Genomic DNA, 19,064 nt, shown 5'->3' with positions numbered 1-19,064 from the left:
TAAATGCACACTTGGATTAAAAATCTTACAGGCTTACTCAATCTTTTTCTCCAATCTCATTGTCCTCTGTGCCAACGTGCAACCTCGCAAGAATTCTGTCAAAATTGCGCTAGACAACTGCAAAAATGTCAACGTCAAGACCCGATTTCTTTGTGGCAAGAGCCAATACCAGTATTTGGCTGGGGAGAGTATGGTGGCCCAGTAAAACGAGCGATCGCAGCGATGAAATATGAAAATCAACCCCAAATAGCTCGTCCTTTGGGTCACTGGTTAGGAGAAGCATGGTTGTTAAATTCACCGAAGCAAGATAGGCAGCCTGTGGTAGTTCCCATCCCACTCCACCCTAGCAAGCAAAAGCAACGTAAATACAATCAAGCCGCACTCATAGCCCAAAGCTTCTGCGAAATAACTGGCTTAAAATTGAAACTAAACGGTTTAGCAAGAGTGCGAGAAACTGAAGCGCAATTTGGTTTATCGGTATCTAAACGAGAAAAAAACTTGGTTAACGCTTTTGCTGTTGGCCAAGAATTTCGCCATCGTCCCCCAAATGTCCCAGTGCTGTTAGTAGACGATATTTATACTACTGGTGCTACTGCTAGGTCTGCTGTGGAAACACTTCGTCAGTATGGAATTATGGTCTTAGGATTAGTCGCAGTAGCCACTGCCGTCAAAGACGGATAAATCAATAAGCAATGGGCAAGCTTTAGCAGATTAAGTACATAAATTGACCGAATTCCCCTATCTTTGTAGAAAAAATTGCTTGAAATGTATGAATAAAGTTTTTGCGGCAGGTTTAAAACAACTCATCATTATTCCTGCCACATTGCTGGCAATAGGTATAAGTACAAGCGCAGCTTTTGCTCAAAATAAGTTGTATAGTCCAATTCCTTTATCTAACAGTACTGAATTTTCCGATACCCTCTCAAACAAAGACATTCCTACAGGTCAAGGTGGGTTTGCCCGTGATTACACAGTGAAGTTACAGAAGGGCGATAATTTAGCAGTTGACCTGTCATCCGAAAACTTTGACAGCATTATAACCCTCCTAGCACCTGATGGATCGACTTTGGCAGAAAATGATGATGGCCCTGATGGTAGTAGTAATTCCCTACTATTTACTCGCATCGTAGAGACTGGGAATTATGTGATTCGTGTCCGCTCTTTTGGGGAAACTGGAGTTGGGGCTTTTAAACTTAAGATAACAAAGCTGCAACCGATTAAGTAAAGTAGTCATTAGTCATTGGCATTGGGCATTGGGCATTGCAATACAGTTCAGTTAAGCATTTCTTTTTTTCTTTGCGTCCTTGGCGTCCTTGGCGGTTCGTTCAAAAAATTGACTTTGACAAAGAATTTTAGCGTTAACTGAACCGTATTGTTGGGCATTGGGCATTGGTTATTAATTCTTGTCCCTCACTCCCTCATCTCCCCCTGCTCCCTCATCCCCCACTCCCTACTCCCCCACATCTTAAAAAACAGTCAATACACAGAGAAATAAAGCTTCAGTCCACTCAACGACTGCGCCGTAGGTGTCTCCTGTGTGTCCGCCTAATTTGTGGTTGAACCACGCACCAGTTAAAGTGGCGATCGCACTTCCAGCAATTATCATTGTCAGTGCGAGAAATAGTTGTTGTTTATCTATTAACCAAACTAAACCACTCAAACCTAGCAGCAACAACAATCCTGGTAACAAATCTTTATAAGAACGAATAGCTTCTTTGTGAAACGCACCTTTACCAGTTGGTTTCAGATAAGGATATCGTGCGATGGCTATCTGTTGTCCGCAACGTCCCCAGCCACAAGCAGCCATCAGCAACAACCAACGGTTTTCTGGCATATCCGTCAAAGCTGCTATTTTCAGTAGCACCAAGGCGATCGCTGCCATTGCTCCAAATGCACCTGTAGCACTATCTGTCATCACTTCCAGCCGCCGATTTGGATCGCCCACTGCCAAACCATCGGCAGTATCCATTGCCCCATCTAAGTGCAGTCCTCCAGTTATGGCAATCCAAATGCTGACTACTAAAGTACTACGAGTTAACACTGGCATACCCAGATAATCCATCGCCGTATCCAGTAACCCTAAAATTCCCCCAATTATCAAGCCTACAACCACAGCAAGACGTGCCACTCTCCGAAAATCTAATCCCTCCAAATACGGTACTGGAATAGTAGTGTAAAATATAATACTAGCTGCCAACTTTAACAGCAACTTTTTCCACCACTGTTGCTGTTTCGTCATCGTAGTAACATTAATATTTGGTTAATTGCTGGATAATAGACTTGGGTTAAGTACAATCAACATGAGCATACTTTAAAACTTTAAATAAGATTTACTTCTATTAGAGATTCTTTTTGAAAATTTTGTTATGCTGGTCTAAGTGGTAAATAAATAATCAAAGTTTTTTTATACAAAAAAACGTAATGATTAAGGAAATTAAAATTCCATCAAGTTCCATCAAGGATCAAAATTTGTGTTTTGTATTCGTTAATTAAAAACTTACTCTAAATTATTTAGACGATTGTTCCACAAAATTGATATTTTTTTAAATGTAGGAAGTAAACAAGCTATTCGCTTATGACAGTTTAGCTATGTTGTCACTCTCCTTAGCTCAATCGCTATTTTCCTATGAGTCACCATCTACCCGACATCAGGATACCAGCTCCGTGCATTATTAACACGGGCATCATTGTGAATAAGCTCGACATCCGGCGATTGCTGACCGACTTAGGTCGAGTCCACTACATCTACACCCAAGAAGATAAGGTACTGAGCGAGGGTGAAGGGGATGTGATGGAAGTTTTCGCCAATCCGCAAAGGTCTACCTTAGTGGCAAACCACGCGCTATATCTGAATGTTTGTAGTTTTGATTACTTGGAACTCAAACAGTCGTCGCAACAAGAAACCTATTTTGATTTGATGCAAGATGGAGTGTGTCTGCGGTTGATTCCCCGCTCAACCCCCCTACAAGAGCGACGAGAGCGAACCTTCAATGTCAGCGCTATAGAAGCGATGATGGAGCAAGTCCTCTCTGCTAGATGGGATGCGGAAATTGACGATGACTGTTCTGATTCTTTTTAAATAACAATTAGCACAGTATATACTCCTAAAGTTGGTAACTAGGTTAGTAGTGAACGCTTAAGTGTTCACGAAAACTCAATTGCCAGTCTTTATGTTTGTGCATAATTTAGCCAAATAATATTAATCTGCCCTAATACCATTTGGTTTTACCAGGAAAGGCAGAGGGCAGGAGCCAGAAAGCAGCTATGGTGAAGGGAATTCTAACTCCTACTCCTACATTTTGCCCGTGACTAAAGCGAAGCGGTTTAAGACCCCTACTAAACTCTTGTTTAGTAGCTCCAAGATAGGAGGAGTTTGATCCTATAAGTGTCTTGTTCCTTCTGCCCTCTGCCTTCTGCCTTCTGCCTTCTTCAAGGCTGCTAGTTATGGATTTGTGAAACTTTTTACCAATTAGCGTTTCACAATCCAAACTCTAAAATCTAAAATCCAAAATGGTATGAGTGCGAATTTTTCCTTTGAATGTCTTGCTTGCTGTAGCCAAACCAAAGCTAGAGCAGGAGTCTTTTTCACTCCTCATGGTGTTGTAGAAACCCCCAGATTTATGCCAGTGGGAACACTGGCAAATGTCAAAACTATTACCCCATCTCAGCTACGAGAGACTGGGGCGCAAATGATCTTATCCAATACTTATCATCTTCACTTACAACCAGGAGAAGCGATCGTGGCTGGGGGCGGTGGGTTGCACAAATTTATGGGTTGGAATGGCCCAATGCTCACAGATTCGGGTGGGTTTCAGGTGTTCAGCTTAAGCGAGATGCGGAAAATTACTGAAGAAGGCGTTACTTTTCGCTCACCTCATGATGGACGAATTATTAACTTGACACCAGAGCTATCCATTGAGATTCAAAATACTTTGGGGGCTGATGTGATTATGGCCTTTGATGAGTGTCCGCCTTACCCAGCGACTCGGCAAGAGGTTGAAACTGCAACTGAGCGAACTTATCGCTGGTTAGAACGCTGCATAACGGCTCATCAACGCAGTGAACAGGCGTTGTTTGGGATTGTGCAAGGAGGCGTATATTTGGATTTGCGTTGTCGTGCGGCGGAAGCTTTGGCTAAGTTAGATTTGCCCGGATATGCCATTGGTGGCGTGAGTGTGGGAGAACCGCCAGAAATGATGGCTGAGATTGTAAAAGTTACAGCACCGCTTCTACCGCCTGAAAAGCCGCGTTATTTGATGGGTGTCGGTACTTATCGGGAAATGGCGATCGCGATCGCATCTGGTGTAGATTTATTTGATTGCGTCATTCCCACCCGTTGGGCGAGACATGGGACAGCAATAGTGCAGGGTGAACGCTGGAATTTAAAAAATGCTAAGTTTCGTGAAGATTTCACCCCATTAGATGAAACTTGTCCTTGCTACACTTGTCAAAATTTTAGCCGTGCTTATGTATCTCATTTAGTGCGATCGCAAGAAATTTTAGCTTATACCTTGTTGAGCATTCACAACATTACCGAACTAATTCGCTTTACTCAGCATATTAGAGAAGCAATATTAAGCGATCGCTTTGTTACAGAATTTGGTCACTGGCTAAATTGAATGATGGAGTAGGGAGTGGGAGATAGAGGACAAATAACTAATGACCAATGACCAACGACCAAACCATGTTAAGATACTTCTCAATTATGAACGCTGTGTTGGATAGTTGGATTTAAACAAACATGGAAGCAGCACTTTTATTAGCAAAACTGCCTGAAGCATACCAAATCTTTGATCCTTTGGTGGACGTTCTCCCAGTCATCCCCGTATTCTTCTTGTTGCTTGCTTTCGTTTGGCAAGCAGCGGTGGGATTTAGGTAAGTTAACCTATTTTTCAATTTATAGAACAGGTACTATACCTGTTCTATTTTTTTGTCTCACTCTATTTGATAAAGTTAATGTTTATTAATATTTTGTAATGATTTAATATAATTAATAAGATATGAATCAAGCCATGTCAATATGAAGCCTTGAAAGCCAAGCTTAGAGTCAAGGAGGAATCAGTTATGGGTAATATCAAATTCGTTAAAGAGAATAAAGAAGTAGTGGCGGCAGATGGTGCCAATCTCCGGCTCAAAGCAATGCAAAATAACGTTGATATATATAAATTCATTGGCAAGATGACCAATTGCGGTGGTAGTGGTCAGTGTGGTACTTGCGTTGTCGAGATAGTCGAAGGACTAGAAAATCTTTCCCCCCGTACAGACGTAGAAAACCGCAAATTCAAAAAAAAGCCGGAAAATTACCGCCTTGCCTGTCAAACTTTGGTGAATGGCTCAGTCAGTGTAGTCACAAAGCCTTAAGTTGTTAAATGTGTCATTGCTTCAATTTGTATTCAGTCAGTAGTCAAAATACTTACCAAAATTGAGTTTCCTGATTTTGAATTTGGAATTGGTATAACTGTGTCGTCGATGATGCTATCCTAAATGTTGTTGACTGGAAATTTAAGAGAGGTTTTCTTGCCATGCAAGTTAATGACCTGGGGTTCGTAGCGAGCATTTTGTTCGTACTAGTCCCCACTGTGTTTTTATTAATTCTGTACATCCAAACTGCTAGCCGCGAAGGTGGAAAAGATAGTTAAGAGTTTGTGTATCAAATAAAGAACCCCTGCATTAGTAGTGTAGGGGTTTTTATTTATCAACCGCTAACTCTATTTTGCCTTTAAGCGATCGTCCGCGCCAACAATACCGGACAAGTGGCATTAACTCGAACATAGTCAGACAAGGAAGATCCGATAAGTCGGTCTATATCAACAAAACTCTTAGCGATAGATGGGCGACGATCTGGAGAACCGAGCAATAATAAATCTATATTTAACTGCTCTGCCAACCGACAAATTTCTTCACCAGGTTTGCCACTGCTGATATAACAACGAGATTGAATGCCCTGGTTTTTAGCTTCTGCAACTGCGGCTGCCAAAACTGGATTTTTATCTGAACTAACTTCAGTTATTTCCGATTTCTTCCCGCCTAAATCTGTAGCAACATTTGCCAAAACTAATTCGCCGCCCGGAATATCTCGCAGTAAAAACAGTGCCAATTTCAAACAGTTCTTTGCAGAATCAGAGTTGTCTATTGCCACCATAATGCGCTTAATTCTTTTGACATAAATATCATCTTTTACCAGCAACATGGGGCGAGAAGATAGCTGAAAAACATACTGGCTGACTGAGTTCGATAAAATTGATTGCAGCCGCTTAAGTCCGCGTGAACCCATAATAATCAAGTCAGCGTCGATTTCATCAGCTACTTGGCAAACTACATCTTTCGGATCGCCTTCGCGTAAAATTGAAGAAACCTGGCTAGGATCTAAGTTCAAAGTTTGAATAGCATTAGCTAAAATTTTACCGCCATTTTCCCATTTAGTTGTCATGGTAGCAGCAGTATTTTGTGCCTGAACAACATGCAAAATCGTCACTTTTGCAGATTGAATTGAAGGAATTTCTCTTAGGGTCTTGAGCATTTCTTCTGCATGTCCCAATCCCGATACAGCCAGCAAAATTTTTTCTATCATTTTACGTGATTGTTGTTAAGTTTACTTTAGTTATCGCTGTTATTACTTGCCTCAGGTCAGATTTTTACTGCCTTGCTCAACAACCTAGTTAGTAACTTGGCACAAATAAACTTTCTTTCTTAGTATTTAACACTCAAACAAATGACAAAGTACAAAAAGCTCAACAAATATTTAAGTTCATTTGCACCTATTTACTTAAGATGATCAACTAGACTGCAATTATTAAGCATAGTCTCAATTTAGCTTGGATAACTTAATCAATTATGATGCTAGTTATCATTTTTTATCTATATTCACTTTTTTTAATTAGAAGTTAGTTAAGTATTGCAAAGAAATGCCAAAATAACTCTTCAAAAAGATTTATTTGCTGTAAGCCGATACGCTTGGGTTAAGAGAATTTATTTGTTGAGGTCTATAAAGACCTCTAAGAATGTTTTACTATGTAAAATCGTCCCTCTCCGAGTCGGCTACGGTGTACACACAAGTACTATCTGAAAGGGTTTCAGGCGTTATAGACCCCTTAAATTGTCATTACGAGCGCAGTGATAACGGAGCGAAGTAATCACATAATCCGGTAAGTTAAAGCGATTGCTTGTCTACAACACGCTCTTGCGTTCGTCGTTCCTCCTTGCTGCGGACAGGTTTTGTGAGCGATCGCACAATCCTATTGCTAGAGGACGAAACCAAGTGTCAGGTGGAATTTTACGACTTGTGTGTACACCGTAGCTCCGAGTCGGAGAGGTAGAGGCTTGAACTTTAGTTGGACTCAGGGAGGGTTTATCGAACTTCCGTTAACTTAGATGCGCTCCTGGTTGTCCGTTTTGGACTACAAATGAAGCTAGGGTTTTTATAGAGGCATTCAAATCAATGATGCTTGATACAACACGGTAATCGCTTTGCCAGCGTTGTGGGGTAAGCTTGCAGCGCACGTATCCCCGGAAAGCACCATCAAAAAACTTAGTATGGAGATTATTGGGTAGGGAAGCTTGAACTGGAGCGATGAATGAGGCAGGAAAGTCAGAGGTAATTGAGGTTCCTACGAACTCAGTGCCTACCGTCGGTGAGTTTGGGTTATTAAAATCAAGCTTCAGATCATGTACCCAACTAGAATGGATGTCTCCGGTAATCACCACTGGATTAGAAGGTTGGCGCTGGTTTAGAAAGCTCAAGAGTCGATTACGTGCAGCCACGTAGCCGTCCCACTGATCCACATTAAATACACCTGCACCCGGATTGCTATTAAAATTGTACTGGCCAAGCATGGTCTGTTGAGCAATCACATTCCAGCGCGATCGCGACTGATCTAACCCTTTTCGTAACCACTGCTCTTGTTCTGAGCCAGTCATGGTAGCATTTGTATCAAAAGCTTCAGGACAGCGAGGCTTAAGTCCATCATCACAAGGTTGGTTGGTGCGGTACTGCCTCGTATCTAGGACATTAAACTCAGCTAAATTACCAAAAGTCAAGCGCCGATAAAGTAGCGCGTCTGGCCCGTTTGGCAATGAAAACCGACGTAGAGGCATGTGTTCATAATAAGCTTGATACGCATTAGCTCGCCGTTTTTTAAAAGCTTCTTGGGTTTGGTTATCTTCGGGCATTAAGTTAGCGTAGTTGTTATCAACTTCATGATCATCCCAAGTGACAATCCACGGAAAAGCAGCATGAGCCGCTTGGAGATTCAAGTCAGTTTTGTATAGGGCGTGGCGGCCTCGGTAATCGTCAAGAGTAATGATTTCTGGACTATTATGCTGGCGGGGTCCACCAGGTTGTGGCCCGTATTCGTAAATATAATCACCTAGATGAACCACAAGGTCGAGGTCTTCCTCAGCTAAATGCCGATAAGCCGTATAGTAGCCATTTTGCCAGTCTTGACAGGAGACAAAAGCAAAGTTCAGTTGTGAGATAGAGCCATAAAATGCTGGTGCTGTGCGAGTCCGTCCAATAGGGCTAACTTCCTTACCTGCTTCAAATTGATACCAATACCAACGATCAGGGTCTAGTCCACGGACATCAACGTGAACTGAGTGGGCTAACTCTGGTGTTGCCAGCACTGTTCCTCGCCGCACAATCTGCCTCATGTTTTCATCAAGGGCAACTTGCCACCGCACTGGTACATTTACAAGTGGCATTCCACCTCTAGAAAGTGGATTTGGAGCCAGTCGTGTCCAGATAACAACACCATCCGGCAAAGGATCGCCAGAAGCAACACCAAGACTGAACGGATAGCCAGAAAACCTGGAGTTAGCCAATACCGGATGCCATTGGCTAGCGATTGTTAACCCGCTTAAGAATCCTGCACCCAGCAAAAAACTCCGCCTTCTGCAACGATTTGCTAGCAAGTGCATACCATCCATAAGTTCCATATTCACCCCTATCTAGATGTAAATACAGTTGGCATTTAGGAGGGTCACTTATGAAAACCACAAACAGTAGCTTGATTTGACTTGTCTCCTAATTGCTGATCAACCAAACAAAAGGAGCCTAACAACCCAAAATCAAGCAGTAATTAAGATTTTGTTAAGTTTAAAATTGGATTGGGGCATTACGAATAAGGGATTTATACCCCAACCAAAACAGAACTGTAGGACTACCTGCACTCTTATCAAACCCTTTTCTAATTACGAATTACGAATTACGAATTATTTAAAACCTGCCATTTCCTTGAACAATGTGCTTAACGGTAGTCAAGGTTTCCAGGCTGATAAATCCCCGACGATGACCTTTTTGGTTAGACATGCCAAGAAACACTGAATCTCCCCGCGAGGGGTTGCGGGAAAAACGCGGGGAAGTGTTGATGTAAGTAGAAGCACTGTTAACTCCTAAAGCAAACTGCCGACTTTCTTGGTAAGATTCAGTAACGATAGAGTCGGCATGACCACTACTGTGTTCATTAATCCAGGCGATCGCAACTTCTAAACTATCCACCAATTTAAAAGCTACTGTCCTAGTTAAATAAGGGTTTCCCCATTCGCTCTCCTTCACTAACTGCAACTGGGGAAAGGCTTTTACTAGTTCTGCATCCCCTTTAATTTCAAAGCCTTTTTCCTTCAAGCTGTTCCACAGAACGGCTAAAGACGATGGTAAGGTTTGGCGATGAATGAGTACTTTTTCAATGGCATTAACTTGGTCTGGTTCGCTCTGATGGCTATTAAGAATCATCAAGCGCACCATTTCTAAACTGCTATTTAGCGACCAGTAAAGATAACAGTTACCCATCGCTGACTTTAAGACTGGGCAAGTTGACTGTCGTACTACCTGCTGTACCAAACTAGAACGTCCGTAGGGAATCACTAGATTCACGTACTGGTCTTGGGTGACTAAATCCCGAATTGAAGTACCGTGTTCTGCTGTGATCAATTCTAGACAGCCAGGAACTAGACCAACCTGAGCGATCGCACTTTGCAGTACCTCAGCGATGACCGCGTTGGAATGGCTAGCTTCAGTACTGCCTTTGAGAATGATACTATTGCCAGTTTTGATACAAAAACCTGCTGCGATCGCTCCTAAATCTGGAAACGCCTCATAAATAAATCCAATCACTCCCAAGGGCATTAACTGGGTATAACTCTGGGAATCTTCCAGTTGATAATCAGCCGTTCTGACGCGCCGCAGTGGATCTGATAATTCCCCCAACCGTTGCAAAATGTCCACGGTCATCTCTAACCTTGTGGGAGTCAGCTTCAGCCAGTCTAGTATCAACTCAGGCACTGCCATTTCCCGACTGGCTTCTAAATCCAAGGTATTGGCTTCTAGAATATCGTCAAATGAGCGCTCAAGGGCTTGTGCCATTGCTAGTACTGCACGACTCCGGTCTGCTCCCTTTGTGATCCCCAACTTTAGGGAAGCATGATAGGCGCGTTGGGCACTAGTAATTGGTTCGGGGTAATCATCCAAAACTTCAACAGTCATTGAGTTAACGTCTGTAGGTAAGCCAGACCATTAGCGCTGGCAGAATAGCCAATAGCACCGCCACCATTGCCCAAGCAACAATGCTGGAACTATTTGCCAATCGTAGTGCTAATGGCAGCCATATAATCACTAGCACGAAAATAATGCCAAGTGCTATAGGCAGATAGCTTTCTCCCAAGCGCGGATGGACAACATGCCAACTATTTCCCATCCAACGCCAAGCCCGTTTGTAGGGATAGGTGGTAGAAAGCTGTTCTAGGACATGACCATTATCTTCTACTACAAAGATTTGCTGACAGCGATCGCAACCAAATGCTTCTGTCAGCGTAATCGGAATTAACTGACCCCGGCGACGACAGGGACAGGGGTATTCGGTATTGAAGTCTATTTTTTCGGGTTTTTGAGATTGCACAAGCGTTCTAGTAACTTGAGCGTGTTTTACACGAACTGTGAGAATTATGATTTCTTGGTAAATGCCTGATAAGGCTTCTCTTGTTATGAAAATAAACAGGCGACTCAAACATTGCCATCATTGCAAACAGTAGATACAGCAGACTCTAAATATCCTAATTACCATATCAGTACGAGGTTCTCTGTTTGTAATCTTTCCCCATAGCTGGCAATCTTATCTAAAAATTTCCCTCTCTTCATTTGTCGTTTTAAAGATAATGTGTTTGCATTTTTGAGCATTTATTGTAAGGACACACAAAGATTGTAGCCAAGCTAATCTATATCTACACCAGTCTAAAGCTGGGTTTTATATTTCTTAGCAAGTGGGTGTTTCTTTTTGTGGGCGATATGCAAATTGAGACAGTAGACAATTTGTTTGCTCGATTTGCCCACATTGGGAGTGATTCACAGAGTGTAGTGTGAATCGCCCAAGACTTCAACAGTTATCAGTTATCAGTTAATTTGCCTGTTGGGAGTCAGAGTCCCCCACAAATATAAGTGGTGTGCTTTAGTCGGGATCAAATCTCCGACTACTTCCAATGATTAACTGTTTACTGATTTAATGCACCTTAAAAACACTAAACCTCTTGTAGTTTTTAACTTCAAGAGGTTTTAGTTGGAAGCGGGTAACGCGATTCGAACGCGCGACATTCACCTTGGCAAGGTGACGCTCTACCACTGAGCTATACCCGCAATCAATTGCCATATACTAATATCTCAAATTTATTCTTAATTGTCAACCCCTTAATTTAGTTATTTGGTCATTCATTGTAGAGACGCGATTAATCACGTCTCTACAATGAATGGTCATTGGTGAATAACAAAGGACAAATGACTAATGACTCATTTAGCCGAGTTCTTCTGACTCCGCAGTTAAATTGCCGATGCTGGCACTTTGAAAAGAGGCTGGTAAAGACTGGTTATTACGAGAATATGGCTCTGCCAGGTTAGAACGCAGTTGCCGCATCAGGCTTGCCATTTCTAGGGCATTCAGGGCATAATCCCAGCCATGATTACCTTTGATGCCTGCCCGTTCTAAGGCTTGCTGCATAGTGTCTACTGTCAAAATGCCAAAAATTACTGGCACTCCAGTTTGAAAGCTGGCGGCAGCAATGCCTTTAGAAACTTCGGCGGATACATAATCAAAATGGGGTGTTTGTCCTCGAATGACTGCACCTAGACAAATTACAGCATCATAACGATGGGAAAGTGCTAGTTGGCGAGCTACTAAAGGTACCTCAAAACTTCCCGGAACCCAAACATAGTCTACCTGATTACCTTGGGGGTTAGGATCTACACCGTGGCGTTTCAAGCAATCTTGACATCCCTCTAGCAGCTTTCCGGTAACTAGGTCATTAAATCGACCAATCACCACTGCAAAACGCAAAGGCTCCGTTTGGGTAAAAGTTCCCTCGAAAACTGCCATGACTGCCTCTTAATCAACTATAGTTCTGGCCAATATACATTTCTTATTTAAATGTAGAGGAGCAGTAAAGCACGGTTAAAAAAAGGAAATCGGAAAAAATTTCTCCTTTTCTCCTTTGGTATTTGACCTTAGCTTTTCTGCCCCTCTAGTTCTTATATTATGTGCCTGCGCCAGAGTGAAGCCGTCGCCTACACGACAAAAAAGTTTAACAAACCGACTAAAAATACCAAAGCAATCCAAGCGGCGGAACCAACCCAGAGCAGTTTTTTAGATTCAACCCAATTTTGGGGAGTAGCATAAGCTACGGGAACGCCAACAACCAGGACAAAAGACAATAGAACTAGGCTTATCAAAGCGAATTGGAATATTATGGTCATTTTTGCTTCTCCCAATACAGCGAAATAGTGATATGTCTTACACTAACAGTAAGGTGTACAGTGTGGGCAACGAGGGTGACTCCTGCTATTGCATAGGACATTTCCAGGAGCTTCTGGCCAGAAGCTTTGGTTTTATGTACCTGTGATCCCCCACGGTCAAAAATTTGATTTTTTCTTCCTTTCGTACCCCACAAATTTTACGACACAGGATGAATTGCTTATGACTTTTGCACTGATGTGTCAACCAATGGTAAATTTGCATTCTTTGAAAGGATGCCTACTTGTTTCCCGTTGTCCAACGTTTCACGTAGGTTTCCTAGAGGGCAGTAAGCGAGGTGTATCAATGACCGTGGTGGCGAGTAACTCTTAAATCATACAACGCCGCGATCGCGTATTTCAGAATATTTCGACAATTAGGGCGCTGACTATGAGGGTTAAAGGGTGAAGCTCCTGTCCATTTTAGCTAAAGGGCAACACTGATACTTTTTTATTATTTCTCAGTTACCAAAAATTACAATATTTTAGTCGTTTGTCCTTTGTCTAAGCACTAATGACCAATGGCTCTCAATACTATGGATTTAATTCTTTGCCACACAACAGCAGATTTTGACGCACTAGGGGCTGCGGTAGGGTTAACGCGCCTGTTACCAGGAAGTAAAATTGTTCTAAGTGGCGGTTCTCACCCTCCTGTAAGGGATTTTTTAGCATTGCATCGGGACGAATATCCACTAATTGAACGCCGTTCGGTGAATCCAGGAAAAATTCGTTCTCTGACTGTGGTGGATACGCAACAGCGCGATCGCTTGGGGAAAGCTGCTGAGTGGTTAGATTTACCCCATATTGGAGAAATTATAATTTATGACCATCACTTAGGACAAGAGTCAGATATTCCGGCTACCGAATCATATATTTCCTCAGTAGGAGCAACCACAACTTTAATCGTTGAGCAATTGCAACAACAGGAAATTTCCCTAACTCCTACCGAAGCAACTGTGATGGCCTTGGGTATCCATGTTGACACTGGCTCTTTGACTTATGATCAGTCCACACCACGAGATGCCCTAGCTTTGGCTTGGTTGATGCAACAAGGTGCGAGTTTATCGGTAATTTCCACCTACCGTGACCCTGGTTTATCTGTGCAATTGCAGCAATTATTAACTGAATCGCTGGAAAACTTAGAATATTTTTGTCTACATGGATATACAGTTGCTTGGGTAACTCTAAGAACTAAAAATTTTGTGCCTGGATTATCGAGTTTGGCATCAGAACTTGTGGAATTAACCGAAATTGATGCCCTACTGTTGGCTAATGAGTATCCTTTAGGTGAAGAGGATTCACGCTTAACTGTAATTGGGCGATCGCACATTCCTAAAACGAATCTTAATGTATTATTTCAACTTCTAGGTGGCGGTGGTCATTCACAAGCCGCATCGCTAAATCTAAGAGGAGTTGATTCAGAGGCAATATTAAAACAACTCCTTGACGGCGTAAAAGCACAAATTCCCCATCCCCTCACTGCTAGGGACTTAATGTCCTCTCCTGTTCGCACGATTCTACCTGAAACCACAATTGCCGAAGCCCAGCGTATTTTATTACGCTATGGACACTCTGGTTTATCTGTAGTTGATGCCCAAGGACAACTAGTAGGCATTATTTCACGCCGGGATCTTGATGTTGCGCTGCACCACGGATTTAGTCATGCGCCAGTTAAAGGCTACATGACCACAAATCTTAAAACGATCGCACCAGATACAACACTGCCAGAAATTGAGTCGCTGATGGTGACTTATGATATCGGACGCTTGCCAGTATTGGAGAATGAACAGTTAGTTGGTCTGGTCACTCGTACTGATGTGTTGCGGGAATTACATCAAGAAAGGGATGAAGACGAAGACGGACAAAAATTCAAAATTCAAAATGACCCTAACGCTACGCTAACAAAATTCAAAATTCCTCTTAGCACTGAGTTGCAAAATCGTCTTGCACCGCAATTGTGGCAATTACTCACCACAGCGTCGCAAGAGGCAGAAAAACTGGGTTGGCATCTTTATCTTGTCGGGGGCGCGGTGCGTGATTTACTGTTAGCCAATGCAACATCAGGCACTTTGATGATTAAAGATATTGATCTTGTGGTTGATGGCTTTCACAAATCAGCAGATGTTGGTGCTGGTGTGGAATTAGCAAAGGCACTCCAACAACTTTACCCTGCTGCTCGTTTAGAAATCCACGGGGCTTTTCAAACTGCGGCTTTGCTGTGGCACAAAGACCCAGAATTAGATTCTCTATGGGTAGATATTGCCACCGCTAGAACAGAATTTTATCCTTATCCGGCGGCTAATCCTGAAGTTGAGGCGAGTTCTATTCGTCAAGACTTGTATCGTCGAGATTTTACCATCAATGCGATCGCCTTGCGCCTCACTACTCCCCGTGCTGGTGAATTACTCGATTTCTTTGGCGGATTACTAGATTTACAAGCTAGGCAAATTCGGGTTTTACACCCCAACAGCTTTATTGAAGACCCCACCCGGATTTATCGTGGCGTGCGCTTTGCTGTGCGCTTCGGATTTCAAATTGAACCGCAAACTGAAGAGTTTATCCGCTATGCCATCAACAGTGGCGTTTACGATCGCACTGCTCAAGAGAATAGCAAAACTCCAGCCCTACAAACTCGCCTGAAAACAGAATTAAAACATATCCTACAAGCCCCTTACTGGAAATCGGCTTTGCAGTTACTCGATAATTTAGGGGCATTGCAATGTATCCATCCTACGCTCAACCTAGATACAGAACTCCTGCGACAATTACGTTTGCTAGAACGCTGCTTGCGGCGATTTGATGCAGAACAAACTCTCATCCATTGGGAAATGCGCTTAGAAGCGTTAATCGCCCATCTAGCACCACAATATCGGGCGAAAGTCGCAAAGAATCTGCAACTGCAAGAGGATACTATTAAACGCTTGCAAAACTTGGCTTTTGCCCAAACTGAGGTGATGGAATCTTTGCCTAAGTGTCACAGTCCCAGTCAAGTAGTGCAGTTGTTGCGACAGTACGATTTACCAATGCTGATTTTAATTGCTTTGCAAAGTCCGCGATCGCTTAGACATCAGATTTGGGAATATTTAACTGTTTTGGCTAATGTGCAGCCACTATTGAATGGCAATGATTTAAAGAAACTGGGTTACACACCAGGGCCCCAGTATCGCCAAATATTAGATGATATAGTTGCTGCTACCTTAGATGGAGTAATTAAAGATAGGACTGAAGCTGAGGAGTTTTTAGCACAACACTATCCTAAATGAAATAGCTCTGGTCTAAATTGTATCTGGATCTATATTTAACTCCCGCAGTTTTGCTGCTAAACGTTCTGCTTTTTGTTCGGCTTGTTCTGCCTTTTGTTCGGCTTGTTCTGCCGTTTCTTCCGGTGTTGGTACTAGTTGCCCATCTCGCGTAAAAAACCGTAATAAACCTTCATAAACTCCTAAATATAACCCTAGCTGATGACTCCACAAATGTCCTTGCTCAGAAGCTTCTAGAGGTTGATATTCTCCATCTACTAAATGAAATCCAGCAAATTCTTGTGTGTAAGGGTCAAACCAAAAATAATCGGGTGTGCGGAAGGTATCTTGATAAATTGTTTTCTTTAAATCTTTGTCAGTCTTAGCTGTTGAGTTAGACAAAATTTCCAGAATTACATTCGGATATTTGCCATCTTCTTCCCAAACTACCCAACTTTTACGGGTTTTGCGTTCAGTTCCCAGTACTACAAAAAAGTCAGGGCCCCGGAAATATTCTGATTTAAGTTGGCGTGGACTATAGTAGATAGTCAGGTTTCCCGCCGCGTAGAAATCATTTCTATCTCGCCACAACCATTTTAGGCATTTGAGTAAGAGCATGATCTGCTCTAAATGAAGTTCGCTTTCCAAAGGAGGCTCGTCACTATATAGATCACCGGGGGGAAATATAATATCTTGGCAGATGCCTTTTTGATCATCTAATTCTTGAGCTATGGTCATAGAATGGATAGGGCATCAAGTAGTTATTAATTTATTTTAGCAGTGTTGTAGTTAGCGATCGCTTAGTTATAGGTACGAGGCATTTTTATCAGAATTCCTCCTAAACCTCTTCCCTCTGCGTTATCTGCGTCTGTGCGGTGGAAAATTTTTATTAACTACAGAGGTGCAGAGGGCACAGATAAAAAAAGCGATTACCTACGGTACGCTACGCGATCGCTAGCCTTACGAAATTCCTTCATGCTAGACTGTAGTCAATATCAAACCTCATCATAATTCCAACGAGATAGCACAAATGAAGTAGTACCAAACACCTGTTGCGCCAAAGCAACAAATGTCAACCAAGAATAAACGCAAACTAGTTTGACAGGGTTACTTCACATAGTCATGTACTAAAAATATTGTTATCACTCGTATCTAGATTGAACCGCTTGGCAAGTGTCTGTGGCTAAGTTTTTGTGTTTAATTTACCCGTAATTGTTATGAATATACGGGTGGAAGTTTGCGAATTGAGGTTTGAGAAGAATGCCGAAAAAATCAATATTATTAGCTGAGAATTTAGCCTACGAACTCAGCTTGGACAGAACTTTGTTTCAAAAAATTCAGGTGAGTATCGAAGCAGGCGATGCCTTCGGCAAGACGCATTTGCGTCAACGCATCGCTTTAGTAGGTCACAACGGTGTAGGAAAATCAACCCTACTCAAGATACTTGCAGGTCAAATTAACCCCAGCGCTGGTTCAGTTTTACGTAATGGTGTTGTCTACTATTTGCCGCAAATCAGCACTATTAGACAAGAAATTACAGCAGATACAGTACTGAATTTTTTGATTTCCACCTCTGATGAATGGTGGAAAATTGAGGATATTTTACAAAAACAATTTGATACAAATATTGATTTGTCTCTACCAATTACTAACTTGAGTGGAGGAGAACTCACAAAACTATTTTTAGCGATTGGTTTAGCTCAAGAACCAAATTTGCTGTTGCTAGATGAGCCAACCAACCACATGGATTTACAAGCGTTAGAAAGTTTAAGGCAATTTCTCTTGAATCTTAATGGTGCGTATGTAATTGTCTCACACAAACCTTTTTTCTTAGACCAAGTTACAAATTTTACTTGGGAACTTACACCTGTTGGTTTAAAAGTATATGGAGGTAATTTTTCTCAGTATCGAGAACAGAAAGAAATAGAATTAGAGGCAGCATTGCGATCGCACGAAGTCGCCAGAAAGGAACTCAAACGTACCCAAGCCACAGCTATGCAAGACCAGCAACGTGCAGCCCAATCTAGCCGCAACGGTCGCGCCAAGTTTCTTAATGGCAGTATTGATAAAATGGCAGCAGGGCTGATGAAAACCAAAGCTGAGGTGTCTACTGGAACTGCGAAAAAGAAACATGAAGCAGCAGTAGCAAAGGCTAATCAAAAGGTTGCAGAGACGAAGGTCAAAACTACGAAAATAACTAGTATTCAGTTAGAAGAAAAAAATCAAAAGCGCCGAAATCTAATTAATATCCAAGGTGCAAATCTTAGGGTATCAGAACGTCTATTAATTCAAAATATTCAATTGCATGTATCATCTGGCGATCGCATAGCCATTATCGGTGCAAACGGTTCTGGTAAATCGAGTCTGGTAAAAGCAATTTTGGGGATGGAAAACCAAACCACAGTTTTGGACTCAGGTGAGGTTTTGCTTGCACCAGCGATAAAAGCTGTATATCTCGATCAAACCTACGAATTGGTAAATCGACGATACACACTTTTGGAAAATATGCAAGCTGCCAATCCTGATCTCAGCTATCAGCTTTTGCGTCAACAACTAGGACACTTTCTGTTTAAATATGATGACGTTCACAAAAGCGCCTCTGTATTGAGTGGGGGTGAATTGGCAAGATTAGCAATCGCTATGATCAGTATCTCAGAAATCGATTTGCTGATTCTCGATGAGCCAACTAATAACCTGGATATTGAAACTGTTGAACAAATGGTAGTAAGTATTAATGACTATCAAGGCGCACTTTGGGTAATTTCCCACGATCTAGACTTCCTTAGCCGAACTAACATTACTCAAAGTTTTAAGTTGAGAGAACAAGCCTTGCAAATGACAACCTATTTACCCAATACACCAGAGCAATATTATTGGGAATTACTCGAAATCTCTGACCCAAGATCGTTGTAGCTCTTGCTTAAATGTCCGTAAACTTTGCAAATTCTATTCACTAAGGCTGAAAGTCGCCCATCCTGCCACGTAAATTTCTAACTCTACAACAGAAGCCGTAAAGCATACGGGCAAGTTATAATTCTCTTGCGGTGCAACGTAAC

The 19,064-nt window shown here is 42.1% G+C and carries 18 protein-coding genes and 1 tRNA gene; 10 read left to right on the top strand and 9 right to left on the bottom strand.

The window, feature by feature from the left end:
• Positions 1-3 precede the first annotated feature (3 nt).
• Together RMZ43_RS17025 and RMZ43_RS17020 are read left to right on the top strand one after the other, a co-directional pair.
• Complete coding sequence (locus RMZ43_RS17025) at positions 4-681, top strand: ComF family protein (RefSeq protein WP_322647221.1); 678 nt, start codon at positions 4-6, stop codon at positions 679-681.
• A gap of 88 nt (positions 682-769) precedes the next feature.
• A complete protein-coding gene (locus tag RMZ43_RS17020; protein ID WP_322647220.1) occupies positions 770-1,225 on the top strand; it encodes a PPC domain-containing protein in 456 nt (151 codons plus the stop codon).
• Between the two features lie 240 nt (positions 1,226-1,465).
• Here RMZ43_RS17020 and cobS read toward each other — a convergent pair whose 3' ends face one another.
• A complete protein-coding gene (gene cobS / locus RMZ43_RS17015) occupies positions 1,466-2,239 on the bottom strand; it encodes an adenosylcobinamide-GDP ribazoletransferase (protein WP_322656044.1) in 774 nt (257 codons plus the stop codon).
• A gap of 387 nt (positions 2,240-2,626) precedes the next feature.
• On the opposite strand from cobS, the gene RMZ43_RS17010 reads away from it, so the two are divergent.
• The 5 genes from RMZ43_RS17010 to psbM all read left to right on the top strand — a co-directional run bounded on the left by RMZ43_RS17010 (position 2,627) and on the right by psbM (position 5,639).
• On the top strand, positions 2,627-3,079 hold the full coding sequence (locus RMZ43_RS17010; RefSeq protein ID WP_322647218.1) for a hypothetical protein: 453 nt from the start codon (positions 2,627-2,629) through the stop codon (positions 3,077-3,079).
• A gap of 436 nt (positions 3,080-3,515) precedes the next feature.
• Positions 3,516-4,619, top strand: a complete 1,104-nt coding sequence (tgt, locus tag RMZ43_RS17005) for a tRNA guanosine(34) transglycosylase Tgt (protein ID WP_322647217.1) — start codon at positions 3,516-3,518, stop codon at positions 4,617-4,619.
• Positions 4,620-4,741: 122 nt separating this feature from the next.
• Entirely contained in the window at positions 4,742-4,879 is a 138-nt protein-coding gene (locus tag RMZ43_RS17000) for a photosystem II reaction center protein K (RefSeq protein WP_006195022.1), read from the top strand.
• Positions 4,880-5,064: 185 nt separating this feature from the next.
• Positions 5,065-5,361 (top strand): 2Fe-2S iron-sulfur cluster-binding protein, encoded by a 297-nt coding sequence (locus RMZ43_RS16995; RefSeq protein WP_322647216.1) that lies wholly within the window; start codon positions 5,065-5,067, stop codon positions 5,359-5,361.
• A gap of 161 nt (positions 5,362-5,522) precedes the next feature.
• Positions 5,523-5,639, top strand: coding sequence for a photosystem II reaction center protein PsbM (psbM, locus tag RMZ43_RS16990; RefSeq protein WP_138497365.1), 117 nt, complete (start codon positions 5,523-5,525; stop codon positions 5,637-5,639).
• Positions 5,640-5,719: 80 nt separating this feature from the next.
• Here the strand turns inward: psbM and RMZ43_RS16985 are convergent, their stop codons facing one another.
• Entirely contained in the window at positions 5,720-6,571 is an 852-nt protein-coding gene (locus RMZ43_RS16985) for a universal stress protein (RefSeq protein ID WP_322647215.1), read from the bottom strand.
• 592 nt (positions 6,572-7,163) lie between these two features.
• Here RMZ43_RS16985 and RMZ43_RS16980 point away from each other — a divergent pair.
• Positions 7,164-7,316: a hypothetical protein gene (locus tag RMZ43_RS16980; RefSeq protein WP_322647214.1), complete on the top strand. Its 153-nt coding sequence runs from the start codon at positions 7,164-7,166 to the stop codon at positions 7,314-7,316.
• 46 nt (positions 7,317-7,362) lie between these two features.
• Here the strand turns inward: RMZ43_RS16980 and RMZ43_RS16975 are convergent, their stop codons facing one another.
• The 6 genes from RMZ43_RS16975 to psbZ form a co-directional block, all read right to left on the bottom strand.
• On the bottom strand, positions 7,363-8,934 hold the full coding sequence (locus RMZ43_RS16975; RefSeq protein WP_322652520.1) for an alkaline phosphatase D family protein: 1,572 nt from the start codon (positions 8,932-8,934) through the stop codon (positions 7,363-7,365).
• A gap of 280 nt (positions 8,935-9,214) precedes the next feature.
• Entirely contained in the window at positions 9,215-10,480 is a 1,266-nt protein-coding gene (locus tag RMZ43_RS16970; RefSeq protein WP_322647212.1) for a glutamate-5-semialdehyde dehydrogenase, read from the bottom strand.
• Between the two features lie 4 nt (positions 10,481-10,484).
• Positions 10,485-10,892, bottom strand: coding sequence for a hypothetical protein (locus RMZ43_RS16965; protein WP_100901502.1), 408 nt, complete (start codon positions 10,890-10,892; stop codon positions 10,485-10,487).
• A 659-nt stretch (positions 10,893-11,551) separates the two neighbouring features.
• Positions 11,552-11,623, bottom strand: a tRNA-Gly gene (locus RMZ43_RS16960).
• Positions 11,624-11,777: 154 nt separating this feature from the next.
• Positions 11,778-12,356, bottom strand: coding sequence for a 6,7-dimethyl-8-ribityllumazine synthase (gene ribH / locus RMZ43_RS16955; RefSeq protein ID WP_251959137.1), 579 nt, complete (start codon positions 12,354-12,356; stop codon positions 11,778-11,780).
• 188 nt (positions 12,357-12,544) lie between these two features.
• On the bottom strand, positions 12,545-12,733 hold the full coding sequence (gene psbZ, locus RMZ43_RS16950; RefSeq protein WP_109008404.1) for a photosystem II reaction center protein PsbZ: 189 nt from the start codon (positions 12,731-12,733) through the stop codon (positions 12,545-12,547).
• Between the two features lie 572 nt (positions 12,734-13,305).
• Between psbZ and RMZ43_RS16945 the strand changes: the two genes are divergently transcribed.
• Positions 13,306-16,032, top strand: coding sequence for a CBS domain-containing protein (locus tag RMZ43_RS16945; RefSeq protein ID WP_322652523.1), 2,727 nt, complete (start codon positions 13,306-13,308; stop codon positions 16,030-16,032).
• Positions 16,033-16,044: 12 nt separating this feature from the next.
• Here RMZ43_RS16945 and RMZ43_RS16940 read toward each other — a convergent pair whose 3' ends face one another.
• Positions 16,045-16,746: a Uma2 family endonuclease gene (locus RMZ43_RS16940; RefSeq protein WP_322652519.1), complete on the bottom strand. Its 702-nt coding sequence runs from the start codon at positions 16,744-16,746 to the stop codon at positions 16,045-16,047.
• A gap of 522 nt (positions 16,747-17,268) precedes the next feature.
• Between RMZ43_RS16940 and abc-f the strand changes: the two genes are divergently transcribed.
• The gene (gene abc-f, locus RMZ43_RS16935; protein ID WP_322652518.1) at positions 17,269-18,921 is read left to right on the top strand and encodes a ribosomal protection-like ABC-F family protein; all 1,653 of its coding nucleotides are present in this window, start codon (positions 17,269-17,271) and stop codon (positions 18,919-18,921) included.
• Positions 18,922-19,064 lie beyond the last annotated feature (143 nt).

Source organism: Nostoc sp. CmiVER01 (genome assembly GCF_034531135.2).
GTDB lineage: Bacteria > Cyanobacteriota > Cyanobacteriia > Cyanobacteriales > Nostocaceae > Nostoc.
Note: the sequence above shows the minus strand (reverse complement) of the source record. Positions and strands in the feature narration are given on the sequence as shown.